The 25,483-nt window shown below is 67.8% G+C and carries 21 protein-coding genes; 4 read left to right on the forward strand and 17 right to left on the reverse strand.

Annotation, left to right across the window (positions count from 1 at the left end; genetic code table 11):
- Position 1 precedes the first annotated feature (1 nt).
- From ASG75_RS14780 to polA, 3 genes are all read right to left on the reverse strand, one after another.
- Positions 2 to 2,257, reverse strand: a complete 2,256-nt coding sequence (locus ASG75_RS14780) for a 3'-5' exonuclease (RefSeq protein ID WP_056391403.1) — start codon at positions 2,255 to 2,257, stop codon at positions 2 to 4.
- Positions 2,258 to 2,327: 70 nt separating this feature from the next.
- Positions 2,328 to 2,549: a hypothetical protein gene (locus tag ASG75_RS14785; RefSeq protein ID WP_056391197.1), complete on the reverse strand. Its 222-nt coding sequence runs from the start codon at positions 2,547 to 2,549 to the stop codon at positions 2,328 to 2,330.
- Positions 2,550 to 2,881: 332 nt separating this feature from the next.
- Complete coding sequence (polA, locus tag ASG75_RS14790) at positions 2,882 to 5,638, reverse strand: DNA polymerase I (protein ID WP_056391200.1); 2,757 nt, start codon at positions 5,636 to 5,638, stop codon at positions 2,882 to 2,884.
- A 105-nt stretch (positions 5,639 to 5,743) separates the two neighbouring features.
- Between polA and ASG75_RS14795 the strand changes: the two genes are divergently transcribed.
- A complete protein-coding gene (locus ASG75_RS14795; RefSeq protein ID WP_082547640.1) occupies positions 5,744 to 6,283 on the forward strand; it encodes a DUF2782 domain-containing protein in 540 nt (179 codons plus the stop codon).
- Between the two features lie 161 nt (positions 6,284 to 6,444).
- Here ASG75_RS14795 and ASG75_RS14800 read toward each other — a convergent pair whose 3' ends face one another.
- From ASG75_RS14800 to cutA, 12 genes are all read right to left on the reverse strand, one after another.
- A complete protein-coding gene (locus tag ASG75_RS14800) occupies positions 6,445 to 7,155 on the reverse strand; it encodes a glutathione S-transferase (RefSeq protein WP_056391205.1) in 711 nt (236 codons plus the stop codon).
- 55 nt (positions 7,156 to 7,210) lie between these two features.
- Positions 7,211 to 8,821 (reverse strand): bifunctional phosphoribosylaminoimidazolecarboxamide formyltransferase/IMP cyclohydrolase, encoded by a 1,611-nt coding sequence (gene purH / locus ASG75_RS14805; protein WP_056391208.1) that lies wholly within the window; start codon positions 8,819 to 8,821, stop codon positions 7,211 to 7,213.
- A gap of 81 nt (positions 8,822 to 8,902) precedes the next feature.
- On the reverse strand, positions 8,903 to 9,226 hold the full coding sequence (locus ASG75_RS14810) for a helix-turn-helix domain-containing protein (protein ID WP_082547634.1): 324 nt from the start codon (positions 9,224 to 9,226) through the stop codon (positions 8,903 to 8,905).
- 156 nt (positions 9,227 to 9,382) lie between these two features.
- Entirely contained in the window at positions 9,383 to 10,246 is an 864-nt protein-coding gene (locus ASG75_RS14815; RefSeq protein ID WP_056391212.1) for a zinc-ribbon and DUF3426 domain-containing protein, read from the reverse strand.
- Positions 10,247 to 10,319: 73 nt separating this feature from the next.
- Positions 10,320 to 11,219, reverse strand: coding sequence for a 50S ribosomal protein L11 methyltransferase (gene prmA / locus ASG75_RS14820; protein WP_056391215.1), 900 nt, complete (start codon positions 11,217 to 11,219; stop codon positions 10,320 to 10,322).
- Between the two features lie 59 nt (positions 11,220 to 11,278).
- Positions 11,279 to 12,655, reverse strand: a complete 1,377-nt coding sequence (gene accC, locus ASG75_RS14825) for an acetyl-CoA carboxylase biotin carboxylase subunit (RefSeq protein ID WP_056391218.1) — start codon at positions 12,653 to 12,655, stop codon at positions 11,279 to 11,281.
- A gap of 52 nt (positions 12,656 to 12,707) precedes the next feature.
- Positions 12,708 to 13,088 carry a four helix bundle protein gene (locus ASG75_RS14830; RefSeq protein WP_056391221.1) on the reverse strand — a complete coding sequence of 127 codons (381 nt, stop codon included), beginning with the start codon at positions 13,086 to 13,088 and terminating at the stop codon, positions 12,708 to 12,710.
- Positions 13,089 to 13,105: 17 nt separating this feature from the next.
- Positions 13,106 to 13,564 (reverse strand): acetyl-CoA carboxylase biotin carboxyl carrier protein, encoded by a 459-nt coding sequence (gene accB, locus ASG75_RS14835; RefSeq protein ID WP_056391224.1) that lies wholly within the window; start codon positions 13,562 to 13,564, stop codon positions 13,106 to 13,108.
- 77 nt (positions 13,565 to 13,641) lie between these two features.
- Positions 13,642 to 14,094, reverse strand: coding sequence for a type II 3-dehydroquinate dehydratase (gene aroQ / locus ASG75_RS14840; RefSeq protein ID WP_056391227.1), 453 nt, complete (start codon positions 14,092 to 14,094; stop codon positions 13,642 to 13,644).
- A gap of 143 nt (positions 14,095 to 14,237) precedes the next feature.
- The gene (locus ASG75_RS14845) at positions 14,238 to 14,777 is read right to left on the reverse strand and encodes a TlpA disulfide reductase family protein (RefSeq protein ID WP_056391230.1); all 540 of its coding nucleotides are present in this window, start codon (positions 14,775 to 14,777) and stop codon (positions 14,238 to 14,240) included.
- Positions 14,777 to 16,960: a protein-disulfide reductase DsbD gene (locus ASG75_RS14850; protein WP_056391233.1), complete on the reverse strand. Its 2,184-nt coding sequence runs from the start codon at positions 16,958 to 16,960 to the stop codon at positions 14,777 to 14,779. The genes ASG75_RS14845 and ASG75_RS14850 overlap by 1 nt, the downstream gene beginning before the upstream one ends.
- 116 nt (positions 16,961 to 17,076) lie before the next feature.
- Positions 17,077 to 17,412, reverse strand: a complete 336-nt coding sequence (gene cutA, locus ASG75_RS14855; RefSeq protein WP_056391236.1) for a divalent-cation tolerance protein CutA — start codon at positions 17,410 to 17,412, stop codon at positions 17,077 to 17,079.
- A gap of 236 nt (positions 17,413 to 17,648) precedes the next feature.
- Here cutA and ASG75_RS14860 point away from each other — a divergent pair, with 236 nt between their 5' ends.
- Positions 17,649 to 17,942, forward strand: a complete 294-nt coding sequence (locus ASG75_RS14860; RefSeq protein WP_007081521.1) for a co-chaperone GroES — start codon at positions 17,649 to 17,651, stop codon at positions 17,940 to 17,942.
- Positions 17,943 to 18,083: 141 nt separating this feature from the next.
- On the forward strand, positions 18,084 to 19,736 hold the full coding sequence (gene groL, locus ASG75_RS14865) for a chaperonin GroEL (protein WP_056391239.1): 1,653 nt from the start codon (positions 18,084 to 18,086) through the stop codon (positions 19,734 to 19,736).
- A gap of 100 nt (positions 19,737 to 19,836) precedes the next feature.
- Here the strand turns inward: groL and ASG75_RS14870 are convergent, their stop codons facing one another.
- Entirely contained in the window at positions 19,837 to 20,388 is a 552-nt protein-coding gene (locus ASG75_RS14870; protein ID WP_056391242.1) for a hypothetical protein, read from the reverse strand.
- A 174-nt stretch (positions 20,389 to 20,562) separates the two neighbouring features.
- Complete coding sequence (locus ASG75_RS14875) at positions 20,563 to 22,467, reverse strand: LTA synthase family protein (RefSeq protein WP_056391245.1); 1,905 nt, start codon at positions 22,465 to 22,467, stop codon at positions 20,563 to 20,565.
- A gap of 172 nt (positions 22,468 to 22,639) precedes the next feature.
- Between ASG75_RS14875 and glnE the strand changes: the two genes are divergently transcribed.
- Positions 22,640 to 25,483 carry a bifunctional [glutamate--ammonia ligase]-adenylyl-L-tyrosine phosphorylase/[glutamate--ammonia-ligase] adenylyltransferase gene (gene glnE, locus ASG75_RS14880; protein WP_056391248.1) on the forward strand — a complete coding sequence of 948 codons (2,844 nt, stop codon included), beginning with the start codon at positions 22,640 to 22,642 and terminating at the stop codon, positions 25,481 to 25,483.

The raw sequence follows: 25,483 nt of genomic DNA on the forward strand, positions 1-25,483 counted from the left end.
CCTACAGCGGGGTCAGGTTCGCGTACGCCGCCACCAGCCACTTGCTGCCGGCGGCCTCGAAGTTCACCTGCAGCCGGGTGTGCGCGCCGCTGCCTTCGGCGCTGAGTACCACGCCTTCGCCGAAGCTGGGGTGGCTGACGCGCTGGCCGAGTTTCACTGGCAGCGATTCTTCCAGCGACGGCGAGATCTCGTGCGGCCGGCCGGCGTACAGCGGACGGGTGACGTGGACGCGCGGGCGTACTTCGTCGATCAGCTCGGCCGGCATCTCGCCGAGGAAGCGCGACGGCCGCGCCAGCATCTCGGCGCCATGCATGCGGCGCGATTCGGCATGCGTGACGATGAGCTTCTCGCGGGCGCGGGTGATGCCGACGTAGGCGAGCCGGCGTTCCTCCTCCAGCCGGCCCTCGTCGTCGACCGAGCGCTGGCTGGGGAACAGGCCTTCCTCCATGCCGACCAGGAACACCACCGGGAACTCCAGCCCCTTGGCCGAGTGCAGGGTCATCAGCTGCACGCAGTCGTCCCAGGCCTCGCCCTGGTTCTCGCCGGCTTCCAGGGTGGCGTGCGACAGGAACGCGGAGAGTTCGCTCAAGCCCGCGTCGATGTCCTCGACGGTGCGCTCGAAGCGGCTGGCCACGTTGACCAGTTCGTCCAGGTTCTCCACCCGCGACTCGGCGTTGCCGCGCGAATCTTTCTCGTAGAAGTCGCGCAGGCCGGTGTGGGTGATCGCGTGGTCGATCTGTTCGGCGAGGGTGAGGGCGGAAATCGCAAGGGCAACCGCATCCGGCTCCGTCGCAGCTTCTGTTTTGGCGATTCCCGATTCCCGATTCCCGATTCCCGCGAAGGCGCGCGCCATCTCGTCGATCAGTACGAGAAACGCCTTCACCGCATTCTTCGCGCGCCCGGCCAGCTCGCTGCCGCCGCTCAGTTCGACGAGCACCGCTTCCCACATCGAGATGTTCTCGCCGCGGGCACGGCGGCGCAGCGCATCCAGTGTGCGGTCGCCGATGCCGCGCGGCGGGGTGTTCACCACACGCTCGAACGCGGCGTCGTCGTGACGGTTCGCGGTGAGCCGCAGGTAGGCCAGCGCGTCCTTGACTTCGGCGCGCTCGAAGAAGCGCTGGCCGCCGTAGACGCGGTACTTGATGTTGCGCTGAGCCAGCTGTTCCTCGAAGTTGCGTGATTGCGCGTTCGAGCGGTACAGGATTGCGCAATCCTTCGCCTGGCCGTGCTCGTCGATGTATTCGCGGATGCGCTCGATCACGAAGCGCGCCTCGTCCTGCTCGTTGTACGCGGCGTACAGAGCGATGCGTTCGCCGTCGTCGCCGGCCGTCCACAGCTCCTTGCCGAGGCGGCTGCCGTTGCGCTGGATCACGCTGTTGGCGGCCTTCAGGATGGTCGAGGTGGAGCGATAGTTCTGTTCCAGCTTGATCGTGCGCGCGCCGGGGAAGTCGCGCAGGAACTGCGCCATGTTCTCGACCTTGGCGCCGCGCCAGCCGTAGATCGACTGGTCGTCGTCGCCGACCGCGAAGACTTTCCCGGTGGCGCCGGCGAGCACGCGGATCCACGCGTACTGCAGCGTGTTGGTGTCCTGGAATTCGTCGATCAGCAGGTGCCGCCAGCGCTGCTGGTAGTGCTCCAGCACGGCCGGGTTCTTCAGCCACAGTTCGTGCGCGCGCAGCAGCAGCTCGCCGAAGTCGACCAGCCCGGCGCGGCGGCAGGCATCCTCATAGGCCTTGTAGATGTTCACGAAGGTGTGCGTGACCGGATGGTCGCGATGCTCGATGCCGTCCGGCCGCTTGCCCTCGTCCTTCCAGCTGTTGATCTGCCAGCAGGCCTGGCGCGGCGGATACTTCGCATCGTCCAGGCCCAGTCCGGCGACCACGCGCTTGACCAGCCGCAGCTGATCGTCGGCGTCGAGAATCTGGAAGGTTTCCGGCAGGCCGGCTTCGCGCCAGTGCCGCCGCAACAACCGATGCGCGATGCCGTGGAAGGTGCCCACGGTGAGGCCCTGGGTGCCGCCGGGAATCAGCGCTTCCAGGCGCGCGCGCATTTCGCCGGCGGCCTTGTTGGTGAAGGTGACGGCGAGGATCGCCCACGGCGGCACCCGTTCGGCCTGGGTCAGCCAGCCGATGCGGTGGGTCAGTACGCGGGTCTTGCCGGAGCCGGCGCCGGCCAGCACCAGGTAGTGGCCGGGCGGGGCGCAGACGGCTTCGCGCTGGGCTTCGTTGAGCGGGTCGATCAGGTACGAGACATCCATCGCGTCCATTGTAGTGGGCGCAGACGAAAACCGCCGCGAAAGCGGCGGTTTCCGGAGCGGCGGGTGCTGCTCAGCGTTTCTTGCTGGCGATGCCGCCGACGATCAGCAGGCCGCCGACCACGATGCCGGCGATGCCGATCCACTGGGGCACGGCCTTGGTGTGGGTGGCTTCGATCTTGGCCGAACCCAGCTGGGCCAGGGTCTCGGTCTGCCTGTAGCTGCCATTGCCTGCAATGACCCAGATGCCGGCGACCAGCAGGATGATGCCGGCGATGAAAAGTCCTGCGCGCATGGATGCTCCCCTCGGTGGATGTGGATCGAGTATGCCGGGTGCCGTCGTGCATGGAATGTACAGGCCGCACGGATCGCGGACAAAAAAAGCCCCGGAGGCTAGGGGGAGCCTCCGGGGCGGGGGCCAGACGCGAAGACCCAGGGGAGAGGTTCGCGCCTGTGGCGGCTCAGGGAGGTGAGCCCGCCGCGGATGCCGTTGCGTGCATCCGTAGTGTTAGTGCGTGATTGGCGAGGAAAGTTGCAGGATTTCCAAAGAAATTTAAAAACGATTCATTCTCATGGAAAGTTAACCACCAAGTCGTTGTTGCGCAGAGGGTATTCCCCGGCTCGCGTTCAATGCGCCTCGTCCCAGTTCGCGCCCACACCCACATCGACCAGCAGCGGCACCGCCAGTTCCGCCGCGCCGGACATCCGTTCGACCACCGCGGCGCGCACCGCGTCGACCGCGTCGGCGCGCACCTCGAACACCAGTTCGTCGTGCACCTGCATCAGCATGTGGGCGTCGTCGCGGTTTTTCAGCCACGCCGCCACGGCGATCATCGCGCGTTTGATGATGTCGGCCGCGCTGCCCTGCATCGGCGCGTTCACCGCGGCGCGCTCGGCGCCTTGGCGCAGGCCCTGGTTGCGCGAGGTGAGGTTCTCCAGGTACAGCCGGCGGCCGAAGATGGTTTCGACGTAGCCGTCGCGATGGGCCCGTTCGCGGGTGGCTTCCATGAACGCGTGCACGCCGGGATAGCGGGCAAAGTAGCGCGCCATGTAGTCGCTGGCTTCGCCGCGGTCGACACCGAGCTGGCGCGCCAGGCCGAACGCGCTCATGCCGTACATCAGGCCGAAGTTGATCGCCTTGGCGGCGCGGCGCTGGTTGGCGCTGACTTCCTCAGGCTTCAGGCCGAATACCTCGGCGGCGGTGGCACGGTGCACGTCGCCGCCTTCATGGAACGCCTTGAGCAGGCCTTCGTCGCCGGACAGGTGCGCCATGATGCGCAGCTCGATCTGCGAATAGTCCGCGGCCAGCACCTGCCAGCCCGGCGGCGCGATGAAGGCCTGGCGGATGCGCCGGCCTTCCTCGGTGCGCACCGGGATGTTCTGCAGGTTCGGATCGGACGAGGAGATCCGTCCGGTCGCCACCGAGCCCTGGTGGTAGCTGGTGTGCACGCGGCCGGTGCGCGGATTGACGATGCCGGAGAGTTTGTCGGTATAGGTCGAACGCAGCTTGGCCAGGCCGCGGTAGTCGAGGATCAGCCGCGGCAGTTCATGGCTGTCGGCGATCGCTTCCAGCGCTTCCTCGTTGGTCGACGGCTGGCCGGTCGGCGTCTTCAGTTTTGCCTGCAGGCCGAGTTCGTCGAACAGCACCGCCTGCAGTTGCTTGGGCGAATCGAGGTTGAATTCGCGCCCGGCCAGCGCGTACGACTGCTGCTGCAGTTCCAGCATGCGTTTGCCCAGCTGCTGGCTCTGCCGGCGCAGCTCGTCGCCGTCGATCAGCACGCCGCGCTGCTCCATCGCGGCCAGTACCGGCACCAGCGGGATCTCGATGTCTTCGTAGACCTTGCGCAGGGCCGGTACGCTCTCGAGCTTGGGCCACAGTGCCAGGTGCAGGCGCAGGGTGATGTCCGAATCCTCGGCGGCGTAGCGGCAGGCGGTGTCCAGATCCACCTGCGAGAACGAGATCTGCTTCGCCCCCTTGCCGGCGACCTGCTCGTACTTCACCGTCTCGTAGCCGAGGTATTTCTTCGCCAGCGAATCCATGTCGTGGCGCGTGGCGGTGGCGTTCCACACGTAGGATTCGAGCATCGAGTCGTGCTTCAGGCCCTGCACCACGATGCCGTAATTGGACAGGATGTTGATGTCGTATTTCGCGTGCTGGCCGAGCTTGGGCTTCGCCGCGTCTTCGAGGATCGGCTTGAGTGCGGCGAGCACGGTGTCGCGGTCGAGCTGCTTCGGTGCGCCGGGATAATCGTGGCCGAGCGGGATGTAGCAGGCCTTGCCCGCTTCCACCGCGAAGCTGATGCCGACGATATCCGCGCGCATCGCGTCGATGCTGGTGGTCTCGGTGTCGAAGGCGATCAGTTCGGCGCGGCGCAGCTTTTCCAGCCAGGCGTCGAAGGCCGGCTGGGTGGTGATCAGCTCGTATTCGCCGGGAGCGGACAGTGCCGCCGCGGGCGCATCGGCTGTAGCGACACGCGCGGGCGAAGCAGCCGTGGCGGGCGGTGTTTCGAATGCCGAATCGCGGGCCCCGGATCCCGGCTCGGCGGCATCGAGGTCCTTCAGCGCGGCCTTGAACCCGTAGCGCGTGTACAACTCGCGCAGCAGCGCGGTGTCGGCTTCGCGCTGGGCCAGTTCGGTGGGGCCGAGCTCCAGCGCCACGTCGGTCTTGATCGTCGCCAGCTGGCGAGACAGCGGCAACTGCGGCAGCGCGGCGCGCAGGCTTTCGCCGATCTTGCCGCCGACCTTGTCGGCGTTGGCGATCACGCCGTCCAGCGTGGCGTACTCGGCCAGCCATTTCGCGGCGGTCTTCGGGCCGCACTTGGGCACGCCCGGGATGTTGTCGATGGCGTCGCCGGTGAGGCTGAGGAAGTCGATGATCTGCCCCGGCCACACGCCGAACTTTTCCATCACGCCGTCGCGATCCATCACCGTGTTGCTCATGGTGTTGACCAGGGTGACGTGCGGGCCGACCAGCTGGGCCATGTCCTTGTCGCCGGTGGAAACCTCCACCTCGATGCCGAGCGCCTGTGCCTGCAGGGCGAGCGTGCCGATCACGTCGTCGGCCTCGACGCCGGGCACGCGCAGGATTGGAAAGCCCAGCGCGCCGACGATCGCCAGCATCGGCTCGACCTGCGAGCGCAGGTCGTCCGGCATCGGCGGGCGGTTCGCCTTGTACTGCTCGTACAGCGCGTCGCGGAAGGTCGGGCCGGGCGCGTCGCTGACGAAGGCCAGGTAGTCGGGCCGGGCCTTCAGCGTGGCGCGCAGCATGTTGACCACGCCGAACAGCGCGCCGGTGGGCTCGCCGTGGGCGTTGCTCAGCGGCGGCAGCGCGTGGAACGCGCGGTACAGGTAGGAGGAGCCGTCGATCAGGATGAGTTTGGGCATGCCTCATTCTCGCATGCACGGCGCGCATGCACGGCGAAACGTCGCGCTTCACGAAAGCCCGGCGAAGGCGCTGTTATGCTGCGCTCCCCGAACGAGGTTGCCGCCATGAAAACCGCTACCTTGCTGGTTGCCGCCAGCGTCCTGTTCACATCGAGTGTGTTGGCGCAGTCCGCTCCGTCGACGAGCGTGCCGCCGCCGCCCGGGATCAACGACCCGGGCGTGAAAGCGGTGAAGCCGGTGGCCAAGCCGGCCACCAAACCGGCGGTCAAACACCGGTCGACCCACGCCGCGCCGTCTTCTTCCAGTCACCCGCTGAACCTGAATCCGCAGGCGCTGCCGGCGATGCACGACGAAGGCAGCGTGCAGACCGGTCGCGACCAGCCGCCGCCGGAAGTGCGGATTCGCCAGGAAGGCGACAACAGCATCCAGGAATACAGCCGCAGCGGCCGCGTCTACATGGTGGTGATCACCCCGAAGAGCGGCATCGCGCAGACCTACATGGTCGATCCGCAGGGCCGGCTGGTCGACGAGCACGGCATGAAGCCGGTCGGGCCGGTGATGTACAAGGTGCTGGAGTGGGGCAAGAGCCGCCCGCCCGCCGCCGGGTCGAACGAAACGACACCGCCGGACGACGGCGGCCACTGAGTCGGGTGTTGACCGCGTGGCCGCGCCGGGTGCGTTGACGACGCCAGGCCGGTATCCAGGCGGAGGGCGGCGCGATGCAACTGCGTGAAAGCTGGCCGCTGCTGGTCGGCGGCGCGCTGATCGTGGCCGGTGCGATGGTGATCGCGCTGTTCTGAGCGCGGTTACGCGGGGTCGTCCAGTTCCGGGTAGTGACGGAAGAGGCCGCTCTCGTTGAACGGCAGCCGCCGCGGCGAGGCGAGGTAGGCGGCGATGCGCGGCCGCTGCGCTACCCGTTGCCTCAGCGCGCGCAGCAGCGGCAGCTCGTGCCCGAGGCGCTGCATTGCACGCGGAAACGCGTACTCCAGCCCGCTCATCAGCTGGAACAGCGAAAGGTCGACGTAGGAGTGCTCGTGCAGGGCATGATGGCCGCCGCCGCGTTCCAGCACCTGCTCGAAATAGTCCAGGTACTTCGGCAGCCGCGTCTCGCGCAGGTCGGCCGCACGGCGCCGCGCCTCGACGCGCTGGTCCTCGTAGTACAGGCTGCCGGCGATCGGGTGGTGCGAGTCGTGCACCTCGGCGACGAGGTCGCCAAGGGTCAGCTGCAGCTGGTGCGCGTACAAGCGCCGGCTCTCGCTCTCCGGCACCAGGCCGAGCGGTGGGCCGAGGTATTGCAGGATGTTCGCGGTTTGCGCGATCAGCAAGCGGCCGGCCTTGAGGAACGGCGGCGCGAACGGCAGCGCGCCTTCGTGCACGCCGTCGAGGTAGCGCACGAGGGCGTCGTCGCCCTGTATGCGCGCCACGTCGTCGTAGCCGGCGCCGGCATCTTCCAGCGCCAATCGCACGAACTCGCCGCGGCCCTGGACGCCGGTCCAGTAGTACAGCTCGTAATGCATGGCAGCCCCCGGGGCGAAGGGTGGATGTCGAGCGTGCGCCTCTGCAGGCCGAGACTCAATGCCGGAAGTGGCGCATCCCGGTGAATACCATCGCCATGTCGTGCTCGTCGGCGGCAGCGATCACCTCGGCGTCGCGCATCGAGCCGCCGGGCTGGATCACCGCGCTGATGCCCGCTTCGGCGGCCGCGTCGATGCCGTCGCGGAACGGGAAGAACGCGTCGCTGGCCATCACCGAGCCGCGCACCTCGAGCTTCTCGTCGGCGGCCTTGATGCCGGCGATCTTCGCGCTGTAGACGCGGCTCATCTGGCCGGCGCCGATGCCGATGGTCTGGCGGTCGCGCGCGTAGACGATGGCGTTGGACTTGACGAACTTGGCCACCTTCCAGGCGAAGATCAGGTCGTGGATCTGCGCCTCGGTCGGCGCCTTGCGCGTGACGACTTTCAGGTCGGCGGCGCTGATCATGCCGGTGTCGGCGCTCTGGATCAGCAGGCCCGAGCCGACCCGCTTGGAACTGTTGCCGGGATGCGCCTGGTGCAGTGCACCGTCAGCCGGCAGCGGAATCACCAGCACGCGCACGTTGCCCTTCTTGTGGAACGCCTTCAGGGCGTCGTCCGCATAACCAGGAGCCAGCACCACCTCGACGAACTGGCGCTCGACGATCGCGCGCGCGGTGGCGCCGTCGACCTCGCGGTTGAACGCGATGATGCCGCCGAACGCCGAGGTGGGGTCGGTCTGGAAGGCCAGGTCGTAGGCCTTGCCGATGCCGTCCAGGCTCACCGCCACGCCGCACGGGTTGGCGTGCTTGACGATCACGCAGGCCGGCTTCTTGAAGCTGCGCACGCACTCCCACGCCGCGTCGGCGTCGGCGATGTTGTTGAACGACAACTCCTTGCCCTGCAGCTGGCGGAAGGTCGCCAGCGTGCCCGGCGCCGGGTACAGGTCGCGGTAGAACGCCGCCTGCTGGTGCGGGTTCTCGCCGTAGCGCAGGTCCATCAGCTTGACGAAACGACCGTTGACCTGGCCCGGGAAGGCGGCGTGGCCGGCGATCGCGTCGTGTGCGTCGTTGAGTTCCAGCCCGGACAGGTAGTCGCTGATCGCGCCGTCGTAACTGGACACGTTGTTGAACGCGGCCACGGCCAGCTTGAAGCGCGTCGCGCGGCCGAGGCCGCCGTGCTGTTCGATCTCGGCCAGCGCATTGGCGTACTGGTCCGGCGAAGTGAGTACGCCGACGTCGCTCCAGTTCTTCGCCGCCGAGCGCAGCATCGCCGGGCCGCCGATGTCGATGTTCTCGATCGCTTGGCTTAGCGTGCAACCGGGTTTCGCCACGGTGGCTTCGAACGGGTACAGGTTCAGCACCAGCAGATCGATCGGCGCGATGCCGAGTTCGGCCATCACCTTGTCGTCGGTGCCGCGGCGGCCGAGCAGGCCGCCATGCACCTTCGGATGCAGCGTCTTCACGCGGCCGTCCATGATCTCGGGAAAACCGGTGAGGTCGCTGACCTCGGTGACCGCGATGCCGGCCTCGCGCAGCGCCTTCGCGCTGCCGCCGGTGGAGAGCAGCTCGATACCCTTGGCGGCGAGGCGCCGACCCAGATCGATCAGGCCGGCCTTGTCGGAGACGCTGAGCAGGGCACGACGGACCGGGACGAGCTGGGGAGCGGACATGAGCGGGTTTCCAGAAGGGGAAAGCCGCTCATTATAGCCGCCCGGATGGTGGGCGGCTTTTGCACGAATGCGCGAGGTGGGTTACAGCAGGCCGTGCGCGGCCAGCTTCTTGCGCAAGGTGGCGCGGTTGATGCCCAGCGCGCTGGCGGCGCGGCTCTGGTTGCCGTCGTGGAACGCCAGCACCTCGCGCAGCAGCGGCACTTCGACTTCGCGCAACACCAGCGCGTGCAGGCCCTCGGAACATTCGGTGTCGCCGATGTCGGCAAGGTAGCGGCGCACCGTGCGGGTGACGCATTCGCTCAGCGCGCTTTGGCCTTGGGAGCCGGCGCCGGACGAGCCTGCGCTTTGCGACGAGGTCTGTTTTGCGGCCTCGGCAGCAGGCAGTCTTACGGCATTCACGGGCATCTTCCCTCACGTACGAAGCGACGACTGCATAGGCCGCTGCTCATGGTTATGACTGATCTTGCGGGTCGCGGCGTGTATCGCATGCCGTACGGCATGCCAGCGCGAGGGACCGAGTCTACCCGCGCGGGCGGATAATTTTAAGTACCGCGGGCGTCGTTATTCGAAACCGATCTCGAACGCCACCGCCTTGTCGCCCGGGTCCTCCACTTCCAGCAGCAGCACGGCGCTGCCGCCCGGCGCCAGGCCATGGCGCAGGATCGTGGCGTCGTCTAGGTACTCGGCCGGCTGCAGGCGGCGCATCGCGATGCGCTGGCCCTGTGCGTTCGACAAGGTGATCGTCAGCACCGGCCAGGGCTGCGCGAAGGTGGCGTCGTTGCGCACGCTGGCGCTGATCATCAGCGCGCCGGCGACGCTGGGATGCGCCTGCACGTTGCTGGCCAGCAGGCGCAGTTGCTGCGGCGCGGCGACCAGCGGCAGCTCGCAGCCGAGCATGGCACAGCTGCCGCGCAGCCAGCCGCCCACGGTGGGGTTGCGGATCAGGTCGTCGCGCTTGGCCCAGGCCAGCTGGGCGACGAGCAGCAGTGCGAGCAGCAGGCACGCCGCGACCCATGGCCAGCGCCGTTCGCCGGACGAACGCCGGTGCCGCCGCCGCTCGCGCCGGGTCGGTCGTTCATGCTGGCGTGTTTGTGGTTCGCGGGCGAAACGCGGTGCGAAGACCAGTTGCGAGAAGTCCTCGACGGCCGGCCGGGGTGCCGCCGTCGTCACCATCTCGTCGGCGACGACCACCGCCGGCGGATCAGGCCGCGGCCGATAGACCACCAGGTCGAGCAGTGGCGGCTCGAACGCGGGTTCGTTGACCGGCAGCTCGGCGAACGGTTCCGGCGGCAATTGCTCGGTGAGCGTGGCGAGGCTGTCAAAGCCGGCCTCGCAATGTCCGCACACGACGTGGCCGTGCGCTTTCGCTAGCGTCTGCGCATCCAGCGAAAACACGGACAGGCATTCGGGACATTGTGTGTACATGCAGGCCGCTTTGAATCGGTGTCCGGCAAGCTTAGCAGGGTGATCGCGCGGGCAAGCCGGCGGTCCGGTGGCCTCAGCCGCGGCGACGGCCGCTGATGCGCACCCAGTCCTCGCGGCTGTCCACGCGCAACTCGTCGAACCATTCGGCATAGCGCTGCAGCAGTTCGTCCTGCTGGCCGGCGAGGATGCCGGAGATCGCGAACGGCGCGCCGGGTTTCGCCGCGGCGGCGAAGGTCGGCGCCAGTTCGCCGAGCGGGCCGGCGAGGATGTTGGCGATGAACACGTCGGCCTGTTCGGCTTCCACATCCTCGGGCAGGAACAGTGCAAGGCGGTCGGCCACGCCGTTGCGTTCGGCGTTGTCGGCCGAGGCGGTGAGTGCCTGCGGGTCGTTGTCGACACCGACCGCGCTGGCCGCGCCGAGCTTCAGCGCGGCGATCGCCAGGATGCCCGAGCCGCAGCCGTAGTCGGTAATGGTCTTGCCGGCAAGGTTCAGGCCGTCCAGCCATTCCAGGCACAGCGCGGTGGTGGGGTGGGTGCCGCTGCCGAAGGCGAGGCCGGGATCGAGGCGCACGATCACGAGGCCATCGTCGACGGGAGGCTCGATGTTCCACGGATAGATCCACAGCCGGCGGCCGAACGGCATCGGCTTGAACTGGTCCATCCATGCACGCTCCCAGTCCTGGTCGGCGACTTCGGCGAAGCTCAGCTGGTCGGGTTCCAGCCATGGCAGCAGCTCGCCCAACGCGGCGCTGAGGCCGCGCCGGTCGGCGTGTTCGTCGAACAGCGCGTGCAGGGTGATCGTCGGCCACAACGGCAGCTCGCCCACGCCCGGTTCGAAGATCGCCTGCTCGTCCGGCGTCTCCGCATCGGCGTCCTGCAGGGTGATCGACAGTGCGCCGAGATCGTCCAGCGCTTCCTCCGCGCCGGGCTGCTGCTCGGTGCGGACGATCAGGGAGAGTTCAAGGAAGGGCATGGGCGAGGAACGAATGATGAGGAGTGAGAAGGGTGGGTGGTGACGCGCTTACGTGCTTCTCACTGCTCCCCGCTCGTTGCCGCATTCTTTTCCTTCTGCTCGGCCATCCGCTTCTCCAGGTAGTGGATGTTCTGGCCGCCATGGTGGAAACCGGCATCGGCCATGATCCGCTGCTGCAGCGGGATGTTGCACTTGACGCCCTCGATCACCGTCTCGGCCAGCGCCAGGCGCATGCGCGCGATCGCGGTCTCGCGGTCGGGGCCGTGCACGATCAGCTTGCCGATCATCGAATCGTAGTTCGGCGGGATGCGGTAGCCGTCGTACAGGTGGGTATCCACGCGCACGCCGGGGCCGCCGGGCGCCTCGAAGCGCTTCACCGTGCCGGGGCTGGGCATGAAGGTGTCCGGGTCCTCGGCGTTGATGCGGCACTCGATCGCGTGGCCGTGCACGACGATGTCTTCCTGCCGCAGCGTGAGCTTCTCGCCGCCGGCGATCAGCAACTGCTCGCGCACCAGGTCGACGCCGGTGATGAACTCGGTTACCGGATGCTCGACCTGGATGCGGGTGTTCATCTCGATGAAGTAGAAGCGGCCGTTCTCGTACAGGAACTCGAACGTGCCGGCGCCGCGGTAGTTGATGCGCAGGCAGGCGTCGACGCAGACCTTGCCGATCGCCGCGCGCTGCTCGGGCGTGATGCCCGGTGCCGGCGCTTCCTCGACCACTTTCTGGTGGCGGCGCTGCATCGAGCAGTCGCGTTCGCCCAGGTGGATCGCGTGGCCCTGGCCATCGGCGAGCACCTGGATTTCCACGTGGCGCGGATTCTCCAGGAACTTCTCCATGTACACCTGTTCGTTGCCGAACGCGGCTTTCGCTTCGGCCTTGGTCATGGTGATCGCGTTGCCCAGGTGCGCCTCGGTGCGCACCACGCGCATGCCGCGGCCGCCGCCGCCGCCGGCGGCCTTGATGATCACCGGGTAGCCGATCTCGCGCGCGATCTTGATGTTGGTGTCGACGTCTTCGCCGAGCGGGCCGCCGGAACCGGGCACGCACGGCACGCCGGCGGCCTTCATCGCGCGGATCGCCTCGACCTTGTCGCCCATCAGGCGGATCACCTCGGCGGTAGGGCCGATGAAGATGAAGCCGGACTGCTCCACCTGCTCGGCGAAGTCGGCGCGCTCGGACAGGAAGCCGTAGCCGGGGTGGATCGCCTGGGCGTCGGTGATCTCCGCCGCCGCGATGATCCGCGGAATGTTGAGATAGCTGTCGACCGACGGCCCGGGGCCAATACAGATCGACTCGTCGGCGAGGCCGACGTGCTTCAGGTTGCGATCCACGGTGGAATGCACCGCCACGGTCTTGATGCCAAGGCTGTGGCAGGCGCGCAATACACGCAGCGCGATTTCGCCGCGGTTGGCGATGACGACTTTTTCTAGCATGGGATTCGGGATTCGGGATTTGGGATTTGTAAGAGCAGGATCTGGCGTTGCATCAGCTGCCTCTCTTGGATTCGATGGATCGGATCAGCGCGTTGAGTTTGGCGAAGACCCGATTGGCCAGTTCGGTTACACCTCGTGTGTCGGAGACGTAAGTGAGTCGTTCGGCGATCTGCAGTTGTGTATCCAGCTCGGACAGCGAGCCGCGGGCCATGGACAGGAATCGAAGGTACTCGGGTGTGGATTTTCGAGCCGCACCCTCCGCGATGTTCGACGGGATGCTGATGGCTGCGCGTCGCAATTGCGAAGTGAGACCAAAGCGCTCGGAGTCCGGGAAATCAGTACTGATTCGATAAATGGCTTCGACGAGATCCATGGCATCTTGCCAGACCTGCAGGCCTTCATGCGGCCGCTTGAACGAATCCCGAATCCCCATTCCCGAATCCCGGCCCTTCAGGCAATCACGAACATGGGTTCGTCGAATTCCACCGGCTGGCCGTTCTCGACCAGGATCGCCTGTACGGTGCCGGCCACGTCGGCCTCGATCTGGTTGAACATCTTCATCGCCTCGATGATGCCCAGCGTTTCGCCGGCCTTGACCTGCTGGCCGACCTTGACGAAGGCGGGCGTGCCGGGGGTGGCCGACGCGTAGAACGTGCCGACCATCGGCGCTTTCACCACGTGGCCTGCCGGCAGCGCATTCGCGACGGGCGCCTCGACGACGGCTGCAGGCGCGGCAGCAACCGGGGCGGCGGCCACGGCGACTGGGGCCGCCGGTGCAGCGGCGACCGGTGCGGTGTTCTTCGGCACGCGCGACAGGCGGACGACTTCCTCGCCCTCCTTGATTTCCAGTTCGGCGAGGTTGGATTCCTCGAGCAAGTCGATCAGCTTCTTGATTTTGCGCAAATCCATCGGATCAGCCTTTGGTCAGTCATGCCACCGCTTGGGTGGCCGGGGGTGAATGGGGTGTGGCCGCGCGGGCCGGGGCGTCAGGGTGCGGCGCTTGCCTGCAACCGTTGCAGCGCCGCGTCCAGCGCCAGCCGGTAACTGTCGCCGCCGAAGCCGCAGATCACGCCGAGCGCGATGTCGGACAGGTAGGAGTGGTGGCGGAACGGCTCGCGGGCGAACACGTTCGACAGATGCACCTCGATGAACGGGATCGCCGTCGCGGCGAACGCGTCGCGCAGCGCGATGCTGGTGTGGGTGAACGCGCCGGCGTTGCACAGGATCATCGCGGTGCGGTCGTCGCGGCCCTGATGGATGCGCCCGACCAGCTCGTGCTCGGCGTTGGACTGGAAGCAGACCAGTTCGTGCCCGGCCGCCTGCGCTCGCTCGGCCAGCTGCTGGTTGATGTCGGCCAGCGTCTCGCGGCCGTAGATCTGCGGCTCGCGTGCACCCAGCAGGTTGAGATTGGGTCCATGCAGGACCAGGATCTTCGCCACGAAATCGTCCAGCCGACGTCCGGAGGTCCCGGAACCCGGCGCAGTGTGCGCGCAGTCGGGAATCTTGTCCAGTTCGCCGCAGATCGGCGATGTTTGCCGGAGAAGCGTCGGGTTTCCGTGCGTAAGCGTATGTCGGCGCGGGCTTAGCGCTGCTCGTGCCCTGGCGCCAGCCACTGTTCCAGCTGGGCCGCAGACAGCGGGCCGGCGTGTGTCGCCAAGATGTGCCCATCGGCACCGATCAGCACGCTATATGGGAGAACCTGATGGATATTGCCCAGTTGCAACGAGGTGCTTGGCGGGCTCATCTGGCCGATCAAGATCGGGTAATTCACCGGATGTGCGGCCAAAAATGCCCGAACGTGAGCGGATTCGTCCATCGCAATACCGATCACGATCGGTGCATGTTCGCCGAACTTCTCTTGCGCCCTGGTCAATGCAGGCATCTCGGCGAGGCAGGGTACGCACCAGCTGGCCCAGAAATTCAGCAGCACCCGGCGGCCACGATAGTCGCCCAGCAGGTGCGGCTTGCCGTCGAGATCGGGCAGGCTGATCGCCGGTAGCGGCTGGCCGATCGCAGGCGTACCCATCGGCGCCGGCTGCTGGCTGCGGTGCTGCGCATAGCCGCCGAGCGCCGCGGCCAGCACCGCCAGGCCGAGGATCAGCCAGTTGCTGCGGCTCAGCATCAGCGCGCCGCTTCCGTCAGCGCCTGCTCGACCATCGAGGAGGTCAGCACGGTGGACAGCTGCCTGCCGGGGCCGCCGTTTTTCGGGAACACCACGTACAGCGGCACGCCGGGCGAGTTGTACTGCTTGAGGAAGGCGCTGATGGTCGGGTTGACGTCGGTCCAGTCGCCCTTCATGTACACCGCGCCGGTACGCTGCAGCAGGTCGCGGAACGCCTGCGTGTCCAGCACTGCGTGCTCGTTCGCCTTGCAGGTGACGCACCAGTCGGCGGTCATGTCGACAAAAACGGGTGTGCCGGCCGCGCGCAGTTCGGCGAGCTTTTCCGGGCTGTAGGCAACCACGCCTTCCTCGGCCGCGGCCGTGCTCGACGGCGGCGGCACGTGGGCGAGCAGGTACATCGGCACCAGGGTGGCAAGCGCCAGCACCGCCACCGCGACCTTGCTGGGCGCGCCGCGCGAGCGGCTGCGCTCGAACCACCACAGCGTCATCGCCAGCAGCACCATCGCCACCAGCACCAGGCCAACCGCGTCGGCACCGCGCTGGTTCGCCAGCACCCATACCAGCCATGCGGCGGTGAGATACATCGGGAACGCCAGCACCTGCTTCAACGTTTCCATCCAGCGCCCCGGCTTCGGCAGCAGGCGCGCCAGCGCCGGCACGAAACCGATCAGCAGGAACGGCAGTGCCAGCCCCACGCCCAACGCAAGGAATACCAGCAGGGCGGACAGCATCGGCGCGGCGAACGCATACGCCAGCGCGCTGCCCATGAATGGCGCGGTGCACGGGCTGGCCACCACCACCGCCAGCACGCCGGTGAAGAAGTCGCCCGCCGGGCCCGAACGCGCGGCGAGGCCGGCGCCGGTATTGCCCAGCGAGGCGCCGAACTGCACCACGCCGGACATCGACAGGCCGACCGCCAGCATCACGCAGGCCAGCGCGCCGACCAGCAGCGGCTGCTGCAGTTGCGAGCCCCAGCCCAGTGCGTGGCCGGCCGTACGCAGGGCGAGGATGCCCACTCCCAGCGCAGCGAAACTGCACAGCACGCCGGCGGTATAGAACAGCGCGTGGCGGCGTGCCGTGGCGCGGTCACCACCGCTTTCCAGCACGCTGACCGCCTTGATCGACAGCACCGGCAGCACGCACGGCATCAGATTCAGCACCAGCCCGCCGCCCAGCGCCAGCAGCAGCGCGGCGATCAGGCTGACCTGCAGCGGGCCGCCGGCGAGATCGGCCGGCGGCAGTTCCGGCGCCACGGCACCGGACGCCACCGCACCGCTGTCCAGGTCGATGTTCACCGTGCGCGTCATCAACGGATAGCACAGGCCGCCGTCCTGGCAACCCTGGAAGCTCGCCTGCAGGGTGAGCTGCTGGCGGCCGGCCAGATCGCCTTCCAGCGTCACCGGCAGCTCGACCTGGTCGAAGTACACGGTGACGTCGCCGTAGTGTTCGTCGTGGTGCGCGGTGCCGGCCGGCCACGCGGGTTTCAACGCGAGGCCGGCAGCATCCTGGAGCTTCAGCGTGGTCTGGTCGCGGTACAGGTAGTAACCCTTCGGCATCGTCCAGCGCAGCAGCAACTGCTGCGGACCCTGCGCCAGCGCCTCGAAGCGGAACGCCTGCTCGGCCGGCAGCGGCGCTCCGGTCGTGCCGGTGCCCGTGTTGCTACCGAGCTGGCTGAGCGCCGCGCCCAACGCGTTGCCGGCCGCCGGCGTGGCCGCGACGCCGGTATTGGCCGGCAGCGGCAGATCCAGCTTCTCGGTATGCGGCGGGTAGCAGATCTTCGGATCGACCTCGTGGCAGCCCTGGTACTGCACGCTCAATTGCAACCGCGTGGTACCGGCGGCGACGGTGTACGGGACGCTGGCATCGACGCCGTGGTGGTAGGTCTCCACGTCGCCGAGGTATTCGTCGTGGTGCTTCTCGCCGTCGGGCAGTTGCGCCTCGCCCAGGGTGACGCCGTCGCCGCCCTTGAACTTCATGCGGCCGCGGTAGAGGTAGTAGTCCGGCGCGATCGTCCAGTGCAGCTTCAGCACGCCGGGCGTGGCGGCGTCGGCGCTCAGCTTGTACGCCTCGGTCACCGGCAGCAGGTCGGCGGTGTCCTGTGCGAACGCAGGCAGCGCACCGAGCAGCAGGCTCAGCCAGACAAGCAGACGAACGGCCATTCGGCCGGTAAACAACGGTCGCATCACGACTCCAGCGGCGAAAACCTGCGGGGACCAGGGAGGCCGGCATTATGGCCCAGGATCGGCATCGGGACCGCGGCCTTGCCTCATTACGCCGCGCCGGTGGCGTGGCGTTGCCGTCAGGCGTGTGCGTTGGTGCGGACCCAGTCCAGATAGGCTTCGTGGCCGCGTTCCACCGGTACGGCGATCAGCTCCGGCAGGTCGTAGGGGTGCAATTCCAGCACTCGGGCTCTCAATGCGTCGAAGCATGCGGCGGTGGTCTTGATCAGCAGCAGCTCCTCGCTGTCGGTGGTCACCACGCCTTGCCAGCGATAGGTCGAGCCGATTCCGGGTACGCGATTGACACAGGCGGCCAGGTGCTCGCCGACCAGCGCCTCGGCGATGGCCTGGGCGCTGGCGGCGTCCGGGCAGCTGCAATAGCAAAGCAGGACGGTGGCCGGGTCGGTCGGAGTCATGGCCAAAGCGTACCCGGGTCGCGCCGGCTGCGCGCGCCCGCGGGTGATTTCGCGGCGCGCCCTTGAAACGCGGCCTTGTTCGCCCAATAAGCTGATGCATCCCCCGTTCAAAGATCTCTTGCAGCGGGGTCGTATACCCGTAAAATTGGCACTCATTTACCTTGAGTGCTAACAAGACCGCAGGCCCGGGTCTTGAAAGCCTTGTCCATCAACAATCTAGTCAGCTGGAGTCATCCATGAGCACACTGCGTCCGTTGCACGATCGCGTCATCGTCAAGCGTCTCGAAGAAGAGCGCGTCTCCGCCGGCGGCATCGTCATCCCCGACAGCGCCACCGAGAAGCCGACCCGCGGCAAGGTCGTCGCCGCCGGTACCGGCCTGATCATGGCCGACGGCAAGGTGCGCCCGATGTCGCTGAAGGCCGGCGATACCGTGCTGTTCGGCAAGTACGCCGGCCAGGAAATCAAGATCGACGGCGAAGACCTCGTGTTCCTGAAGGAAGACGACATCGTGGCGGTCATCGAGGGCTGACGCCCTCGCGGGATTTGGAATTTGGGATTCGGGATTCGTTAGAGCGCAAAGCCGCTCCGTTCCGCCGCCCAGCTCCAATTCCGCACGCAACCGCTTTTAACGAATCCCAAATCCCGAATTTCGAATCCCGGAGTCAAAAAGATGGCAGCTAAAGAAGTACGTTTCGGCGAAGACGCCCGCGCCCGCATGCTCAAGGGCGTGAACACCCTGGCCAACGCGGTCAAGGTCACCCTCGGCCCGAAGGGTCGCAACGTCGTGCTCGAGAAGAGCTTCGGCGCGCCGACGATCACCAAGGACGGCGTGTCCGTCGCGAAGGAGATCGAACTGGCCGACCGCTACGAGAACCTCGGCGCGCAGATCGTCAAGGAAGCCGCTTCCAAGACCTCCGACGTCGCCGGTGACGGCACCACCACCGCCACCGTGCTGGCGCAGGCGTTCATCCAGGAAGGCCTCAAGGCGGTTGCCGCCGGCATCAACCCGATGGACCTGAAGCGCGGCATCGACAAGGCCGTCGCGGCCGCCGTCGGTGAGCTGAAGAAGATGTCCAACCCGACCGCGAACGACAAGGAAATCGCGCAGGTCGGCACGATCTCGGCCAACTCCGACGCCAACATCGGCGACATCATCGCCACCGCGATGAAGAAAGTCGGCAAGGAAGGCGTGATCACGGTCGAGGAAGGTTCGGGCCTCGAGAACGAGCTCGACGTGGTCGAGGGCATGCAGTTCGACCGCGGCTACCTGTCGCCGTACTTCATCAACAACCAGCAGAGCCAGCAGGTCGAGCTGGATGACCCGTACATCCTGATCCACGACAAGAAAGTGTCGAACGTGCGCGAGCTGCTGCCGGTGCTGGAAGCCGTCGCCAAGGCCGGCAAGCCGCTGCTGATCGTGGCCGAGGAAGTCGAGGGCGAGGCGCTGGCCACGCTGGTGGTCAACACCATCCGCGGCATCGTCAAGGTCGCCGCCGTCAAGGCGCCGGGCTTCGGTGACCGTCGCAAGGCGATCCTGGAAGACATCGCGATCCTGACCAACGGTCAGGTCGTGTCCGAGGAAGTGGGCCTGTCGCTTGAGAAGACCACGATCGCCGATCTGGGTCGCGCCAAGCGCATCGTCATCACCAAGGAAAACACCACGATCATCGACGGTGCCGGCGAAGCGGAGAAGATCCAGTCGCGCATCGCGCAGGTCAAGGCGCAGATCGAGGAGACCTCGTCGGACTACGACAAGGAGAAGCTGCAGGAGCGCGTGGCCAAGCTGGCCGGCGGCGTTGCAGTGATCAAGGTCGGTGCCGGCACCGAGATCGAGATGAAGGAAAAGAAGGCCCGTGTCGAAGACGCCCTGCACGCCACGCGCGCAGCCGTCGAAGAGGGCGTGGTCCCGGGCGGCGGCGTTGCGCTGATCCGTGCGCTGAAGGCGGTCGAAGGCCTGAAGGGCGACAACACCGACCAGGACCTGGGCATCGCGATCACCCGCCGTGCGCTGGAAGCGCCACTGCGCGCGATCGTCTCCAACGCCGGCGAAGAGCCGTCCGTGATCCTCAACAAGGTCAAGGAAGGCAAGGGCAACTACGGCTACAACGCTGCCACCGGCGAGTTCGGTGACATGGTGGCGATGGGCATCCTGGATCCGACCAAGGTGACCCGCACCGCGTTGCAGCACGCCTCGTCGGTTGCCGGTCTGGCGATCACCACCGAGGCGATCATTGCCGAACTGCCGAAGAAGGACGAAGGCCACAGCCATGGCGGCGGTGGCATGGGCGGCGGCATGGGTGGCATGGGCGGCATGGACTTCTAAGTTCCACGTCCAACGCACGACAAAAGAAAACCCCGCCACGGCGGGGTTTTCTTTTGCGGCGCTGGAGCCCGGGCGATACCCGCCGAGCCGGTGATGTGGCTTAGTGCCCGTGCGCGTTGGCGTCCGCCTTCACGCCAGCACCGACCGATTGCCCGGTGGCGGTCTGCTGCACTGCGTTGCCGACCGAGCCGGCCGAGCGGTCGGTGGACTGGATCGCCGAATGTGCGGCGTCGCGCACGTCGCCGCCCACGCCCTGACCCATGTCGCCGGCCTTGCCTGCGGTGGCGGCGGTATCGAGACCCGCACCGGTATCGACGTTGGCGTTGGCGCCGGCATGCGAGTCGCCGGCGCCTACCCCGATCGTGCCATTGGCATTCACGTTGGCGTTGGCATTGGCGTGGTCGTTGACGGTCGCGCGGGTCTTGTCGACGGCCTTGCGGGTCCGGTGCTTCACGTGGGAATCGGTGCGGTGCAGAGTCTGCTCCGTTTGCGCGGTGGTCTGGCCAACGGTGTGCATGGCGCTCGGTGCGGTTGCGCCGACGTGGGCGCCGGCACTGACCCGGGCGGCGCCACCGAGGTTGGCCTGGGCGAAGGCGGACACGGTGAACACGCTGGCACCGATGACGAGGGCGGAAAGCATGGTCTTGCGCATGAGATTGACCTCCAGATTTGGGAATGCCGCCGCAAGGCGCACTGCACGCGCATCACGGACACGTCGACGCTAGACGGCGCTGCCCGACTAGCGTGTGAACGTCGTGCCGCGGTCTTCAGTCGCCGGACAGCTCGCTGAACGGCAAGCCCGGTGCAAGCGTTCGAGTCGCGCGCATCACCGTGCGGTGGATGCCGGTAATGGCGTCGGCGGCACATCGTTGTGGGCGATCTTGCCCGGTGCGGGCGTGAGCGCCGGCGGTGCCGGCTGCGGCAGCAAGCTGTCCAGCTTGTCGCTCATGCGCAGCTGGTCGATGCTGGCCATGGCCTTGTCGAGTTGCTGCTGGTCGTCGCCCTCGGCCAGCGGCGGGGCGCCGGGAGCCTCGGTGAGCGCGGCCAGTTGCGGGCCGACCAGTTGGGTCAGCGCGAAGTACGGATCGTCGTGGATGCCGATGTGCGCCAGCAGTTTGCCGGGCAGCAGCCAAGAGGCGGTGTCGGCCTTGCTGCGCTTGCCCGGGTGCTTCGGATCGACCAGCAGCCACACGCCGGCCTGGCTCAGCATGTCGCCGCCGTCGACGAAGCCGGTGGTCTGGTAGCTGTTGCTCAGCGCGGGCAGGTGGTCGCCATAGAACAGCACCACGCTGGGCCGCTGGCGCTGGGCCAGCAGCTTCACCAGCCGGCCGAGCTCGGCGTCGGCATGCTTGAGGTGGTAGAGGTAGGTCTGCAATTCCAGCTTGTCGCGGCCACCGATGCCGTCGGGCACCGGGATCGCGTCGCGTTCGGCGACGTGGGCGGGCTCGACGTCGTACGGGCCGTGCGCCTCGATGCTGATCGCGAAGATGAACTGCGGCGGGCCGTCGTTCTTCAGCTGCACCATGATCTCGTCGGTCATCGCGCTGTCGGCCATGTACTTGCCGTCGTTCGGCGACGTGGGCGGGAACGACGACTGCGAGACGAAGCGATCGAAGCCGATCGCCTTGAACGCGGCGGTGCGGTTCCAGAACGCCGGGTCGTTGCCGTGCAGCGCCAGCGTGCTGTAGCCGTGCCGGTTGAGCGTGCGCACCAGCCCCGGCAGCGCCTTGTGGCTCATCTGCAGATAAGGGAATTGCAGATTGTCGAAGTAGCGCAGCGACAGCCCGGTGAGCACCTCGAACTCGGTGCGGATGGTGCCGCCGCCGAAGGTGGGCACGTGCAGCTTGCCGCTGGTGCCGTGCGCGGCGAGCCGACGCAGGTTCGGCGCGAAGTTGCTGTGCTCGTAGCCGCGCATGATGGTCGGGTCGAAGAACGACTCGCTCTGCACCACCACGATGTCCGGCAGTTCGCCGCCGGTCGTCGGCGTCTGCATGGATTGCAGCAGGGCCGGCGTGGTCTGCTCGATCAGCTTCGCGGCCGCGGCGCGATCCGGCTTGCGGTCACCCTTGGAGTATTCGAGATGGAACAGCATCAGCGAACTGACCAGGCCGGAATGGGTGGTGGTGGAGATCGCCGACCACGGTTCCAGCCACAGTGTCTTGGCGTTGTAGATCTTCGCCCAGGCGGGCAGGCCGACCAGCATGCTGGCCAGCGCCAGCGCCAGCGCGCCGCCGCCGAGCAGGCGCGCGCCGCGCGTGCGGCGCGGGAACAGCGGCGGCTCCAGTCGCCATGCCGCGACGAGCAGCGCCACCGCGGCGAGCAGGCCCAGGTACGGCCACGGGCTGTGCGGCAGGTAGCCGGACAGCAGGTGCATGCCGCCCTTGTGCAACTGGCCGACGATGCGGAAATCGTCCGGCAGCAGCGGCGTGCCGAGGTTCGCCACCTTCAGCAGGTTGGCCGCGTACAACAACCCCTGCAGCAGGAACGCCAGCGCGAACGACAGCAGCGCGCGCCGGCTGATCGCCAGCAGCACGAGCGCCAGCAGCAGGCCCGGCCACGCATTGGCCAGCGGATAGCGCGCCTGATCGAACAGGCGCAACGGGGTCACCCCGACGCCGCCGTCCACCAGGCCGGTGAGCAGCACGAAAGCCAGCGCCAGCAACAGCAGCAGCACGACGCGCGGGACGATGGCGCGCCAGCGTGCGGGCGGGTTGGCGAAATTCGGGGGCATGGCAGTCCTGCGGTTGCTGTCATGGTCTGGACACGCCAATGTAATGGCGTCCAGATGAACAGTGGGTAGGCGCAATCGCCGAGTTTCGGGCTTGGCCGCGGCTTGTTCAAGCTGCCGTCACCGTCCTCCCGCCGGGTGCCGGCAACTGCCCGGCATGCGGCACAATGGCCGGATGACCCATCCGGAATCCGCCGCGCTGCGAGCGCTGATCGACGACCGCTACGGCGACCTGGTCGCCCGTTGCCGCGCCGCCGGGGTGCCGCTGCACGACGACGCCGGCGTGGCCGAGCGGATCCGCCGCACCCTGCTGGCCAGCGACTTCGCGTTCGACGTGTGGTGCCGCCAACCGCAGCTGCTGGCGCCGGCCGGACTAGAGCGATTGCGCTCTGGCAGCGACGCCAGCGCACGTATCGAAGCGCTGAAACTGCCCGACGACGAGGCCGCCTGCATGCTCGCGCTGCGCCGCTTCCGCCACGCCGAAGCGCTGCGGCTGGTGTTTCGCGACGTCAACGGGCTGGACGAGCTGCCGGAAACCCTGTCCGCCACCAGCGTGCTGTACGAGGTGCTGCTCGGTGTGTCGCTGGGCTGGTCCGAACGCGCGTTGGCCGTGCGCTACGGCCACAGCCGCGACCACGACGGCGTGCTGCAGCGGCTGCTGGTGATCGGCTTCGGCAAGCTCGGTGGCAGCGAGCTGAACTTCTCCTCCGACATCGACCTGGTGCTGGCCTATCCGCACGGCGGCCAGACCGACGGCACGCGCCCGCTCGACAACAGCGAATACTTCATCCGGCTCGGCCGCCAACTGGTGCGGCTGCTCAACGAGCCGACCATGGACGGCATTTGCGCGCGGGTCGACCTGCGCCTGCGCCCGTTCGGCAATTCGGGTCGCCTCGCGCTGTCGTTCGCCGCGATGGAGCAGTACTACCAGAGCGAGGGCCGCGACTGGGAACGCTACGCGTGGATCAAGGCGCGCCCGGTCGCCGGCGACCGCGCCGCCGGCAAACAACTGCAGGAGCTGCTGCGCCCGTTCGTCTACCGCAAGTACCTCGACTACACCGCGTTCGCCGGGCTGCGCGAGATGAAGGCATTGATCGACGCGGAAGTGGCGCGCAAGGATCTGGCCGACAACCTCAAGCTCGGCCCCGGCGGCATCCGCGAGATCGAGTTCATCGTGCAGCTGACCCAGCTGATCCGCGGCGGCCGCGAACCGTCCCTGCGCGTGCGCGGCCTGCTGAGCGCGCTGACCGCGTGTGAGGCGCGCGGCCACATCAACGCGGCGCGGGCGCGCATGCTGCGTGAGGCGTACGCGCTGTTGCGCCGGGCCGAGAACCGCGTGCAGATGCTGCGCGACGCGCAGACCCACGACATCCCCGCCGACGCGCTGAGCCGCGAGCGCATCGCGTTGAGCCTGGACTATCCCGACTGGGACAGCCTGCATGCGGCGCTGGCGAAACAGCGCGCCGTCGTCAGCGAGGAATTCGCCGCCGTGCTGATGCCGCAGGGCGGCCGCGGCGCCCGCGTGCCGGCCGCCGACCTGGTGCTGTGGCAGCGCGCCTGCGACGAATCGCTGGACGCCGCCACGCTGGAAGCCTCCGGCTTCGCGCCCGGCGACGAGCTGGCGGATGCCTTGCTGAAACTGCCGCAGGCCGCGGCGGTGCGCGCGATGTCGGCGCGCTCGCGCGAACGGCTCGATCACCTGATGCCGCAGTTGTTCGACGCCGCGCGCGCCACCGCGGCGCCAGTGGCCAGCCTGCTGCGGTTGTGCCGGCTGATGCAGGCGGTGGCGCGGCGCTCGTCCTACCTGGCCCTGCTGGAAGAACAGCCGTCGGCGCGCCGTCGGCTGGTGCGACTGTTCGCCGACAGCGCGTTCCTGGCCGAGCGCGTCATCGCCCAGCCGCTGCTGCTGGACGACGTGCTCGACCCGCGCATCGATCAATTGCCGTTCAAGCGTGCCGACATCACTGCCGAGATCGCCCGTGTTCTGGGCACGCTGGAAGAACGCGAGGCCGAGGCGGAGCTCGACCGGATCAACGAGTTCAAGGCGTCCACCGCGTTCCGGCTCGGCCTGGCGTTCAACGACGGCCGCGCCGACGCGGTCGCCACCGCGCGCCGGCTGGCCGCGCTGGCCGAGTCGGTGGTCGGCGCGGTGCTGGCGCTGGCCGAGCGCGAGCTGGTCGCCCAGCACGGCCGCCTGCCCGGCGAGGGTTCGGGCTTTTCCGTGCTGGGCTACGGCAGTCTCGGCGGCGAGGAGCTCGGCTTCGCCTCCGACCTCGACCTCGTCTTCGTCTACGACAGTCGCCGCGCGCAGGCGATGAGCGACGGCGCGCGACCGATCGAGGGCTCGCGCTGGTACCAGCGCCTGGCCCAGCGGGTGATGAACTGGCTCACCGTGCTGACCCGCGGCGGGCGCCTGTACGAAGTCGACACGCGCTTGCGCCCGGACGGCTCCAAGGGCCTGCTGGTCAGCAGCCTCGACGCGTTCGTGGCATACCAGCAGAGCCGCGCGTGGACGTGGGAACACCAGGCGCTGCTGCGCGCACGGCCGGTGGCCGGCGACGCGGCACTCAACGCCGAGTTGGCCGGGGTGCGCCGCGACATCCTGGCGGTGCCGCGCGATCGCGCCACGGTGCTGGCTGAGGTCGGCAGCATGCGTGCGCGCTGGCGCGTCGAGCGCGACCGCTCCGACGAGCGCCAGTTCGACCTGAAGCAAGGTCACGGCGGCCTGCTCGATATCGAATTCGCGTTGCAGGGATTGGTGCTGGCGCACGCAGTCGAGCAGCCGGGCCTGCTCGGCGTTACCGCCAACGCGGGCCTGATCGAAGCGTGCCGCGCCGCCGGCCTGCTCGACAGCGACCAGTCCGCGATCCTCACCGTGGCCCATGCCGACCTGCTGCAGCGCGCGCTCGCCTGCACGCTCGACCTGCGATCGCGTACCGCGCCGCGCGATACGGAGCTGGAGCAACTGTGCGGCAGCGTGCGCGAGGTCACCAACGCGCTGGGCTTTGCGTTCGACTGA

The organism is Rhodanobacter sp. Soil772 (assembly GCF_001428385.1).
Lineage (GTDB): Bacteria > Pseudomonadota > Gammaproteobacteria > Xanthomonadales > Rhodanobacteraceae > Rhodanobacter.

Bases quoted from the DNA above. Each gene is read 5' to 3' on its own strand.
- ASG75_RS14780 (WP_056391403.1), bottom strand. From the start codon at position 2,257: ATGGATGTCTCGTACCTGATCGACCCGCTCAACGAAGCCCAGCGCGAA.
- ASG75_RS14785 (WP_056391197.1), bottom strand. From the start codon at position 2,549: ATGCGCGCAGGACTTTTCATCGCCGGCATCATCCTGCTGGTCGCCGGC.
- polA (WP_056391200.1), bottom strand. From the start codon at position 5,638: ATGCCCAAACTCATCCTGATCGACGGCTCCTCCTACCTGTACCGCGCG.
- ASG75_RS14795 (WP_082547640.1), top strand. From the start codon at position 5,744: ATGAAAACCGCTACCTTGCTGGTTGCCGCCAGCGTCCTGTTCACATCG.
- ASG75_RS14800 (WP_056391205.1), bottom strand. From the start codon at position 7,155: ATGCATTACGAGCTGTACTACTGGACCGGCGTCCAGGGCCGCGGCGAG.
- purH (WP_056391208.1), bottom strand. From the start codon at position 8,821: ATGTCCGCTCCCCAGCTCGTCCCGGTCCGTCGTGCCCTGCTCAGCGTC.
- ASG75_RS14810 (WP_082547634.1), bottom strand. From the start codon at position 9,226: ATGCCCGTGAATGCCGTAAGACTGCCTGCTGCCGAGGCCGCAAAACAG.
- ASG75_RS14815 (WP_056391212.1), bottom strand. From the start codon at position 10,246: ATGTACACACAATGTCCCGAATGCCTGTCCGTGTTTTCGCTGGATGCG.
- prmA (WP_056391215.1), bottom strand. From the start codon at position 11,219: ATGCCCTTCCTTGAACTCTCCCTGATCGTCCGCACCGAGCAGCAGCCC.
- accC (WP_056391218.1), bottom strand. From the start codon at position 12,655: ATGCTAGAAAAAGTCGTCATCGCCAACCGCGGCGAAATCGCGCTGCGT.
- ASG75_RS14830 (WP_056391221.1), bottom strand. From the start codon at position 13,088: ATGGGGATTCGGGATTCGTTCAAGCGGCCGCATGAAGGCCTGCAGGTC.
- accB (WP_056391224.1), bottom strand. From the start codon at position 13,564: ATGGATTTGCGCAAAATCAAGAAGCTGATCGACTTGCTCGAGGAATCC.
- ASG75_RS14845 (WP_056391230.1), bottom strand. From the start codon at position 14,777: ATGCTGAGCCGCAGCAACTGGCTGATCCTCGGCCTGGCGGTGCTGGCC.
- ASG75_RS14850 (WP_056391233.1), bottom strand. From the start codon at position 16,960: ATGCGACCGTTGTTTACCGGCCGAATGGCCGTTCGTCTGCTTGTCTGG.
- cutA (WP_056391236.1), bottom strand. From the start codon at position 17,412: ATGACTCCGACCGACCCGGCCACCGTCCTGCTTTGCTATTGCAGCTGC.
- ASG75_RS14860 (WP_007081521.1), top strand. From the start codon at position 17,649: ATGAGCACACTGCGTCCGTTGCACGATCGCGTCATCGTCAAGCGTCTC.
- groL (WP_056391239.1), top strand. From the start codon at position 18,084: ATGGCAGCTAAAGAAGTACGTTTCGGCGAAGACGCCCGCGCCCGCATG.
- ASG75_RS14870 (WP_056391242.1), bottom strand. From the start codon at position 20,388: ATGCGCAAGACCATGCTTTCCGCCCTCGTCATCGGTGCCAGCGTGTTC.
- ASG75_RS14875 (WP_056391245.1), bottom strand. From the start codon at position 22,467: ATGCCCCCGAATTTCGCCAACCCGCCCGCACGCTGGCGCGCCATCGTC.
- glnE (WP_056391248.1), top strand. From the start codon at position 22,640: ATGACCCATCCGGAATCCGCCGCGCTGCGAGCGCTGATCGACGACCGC.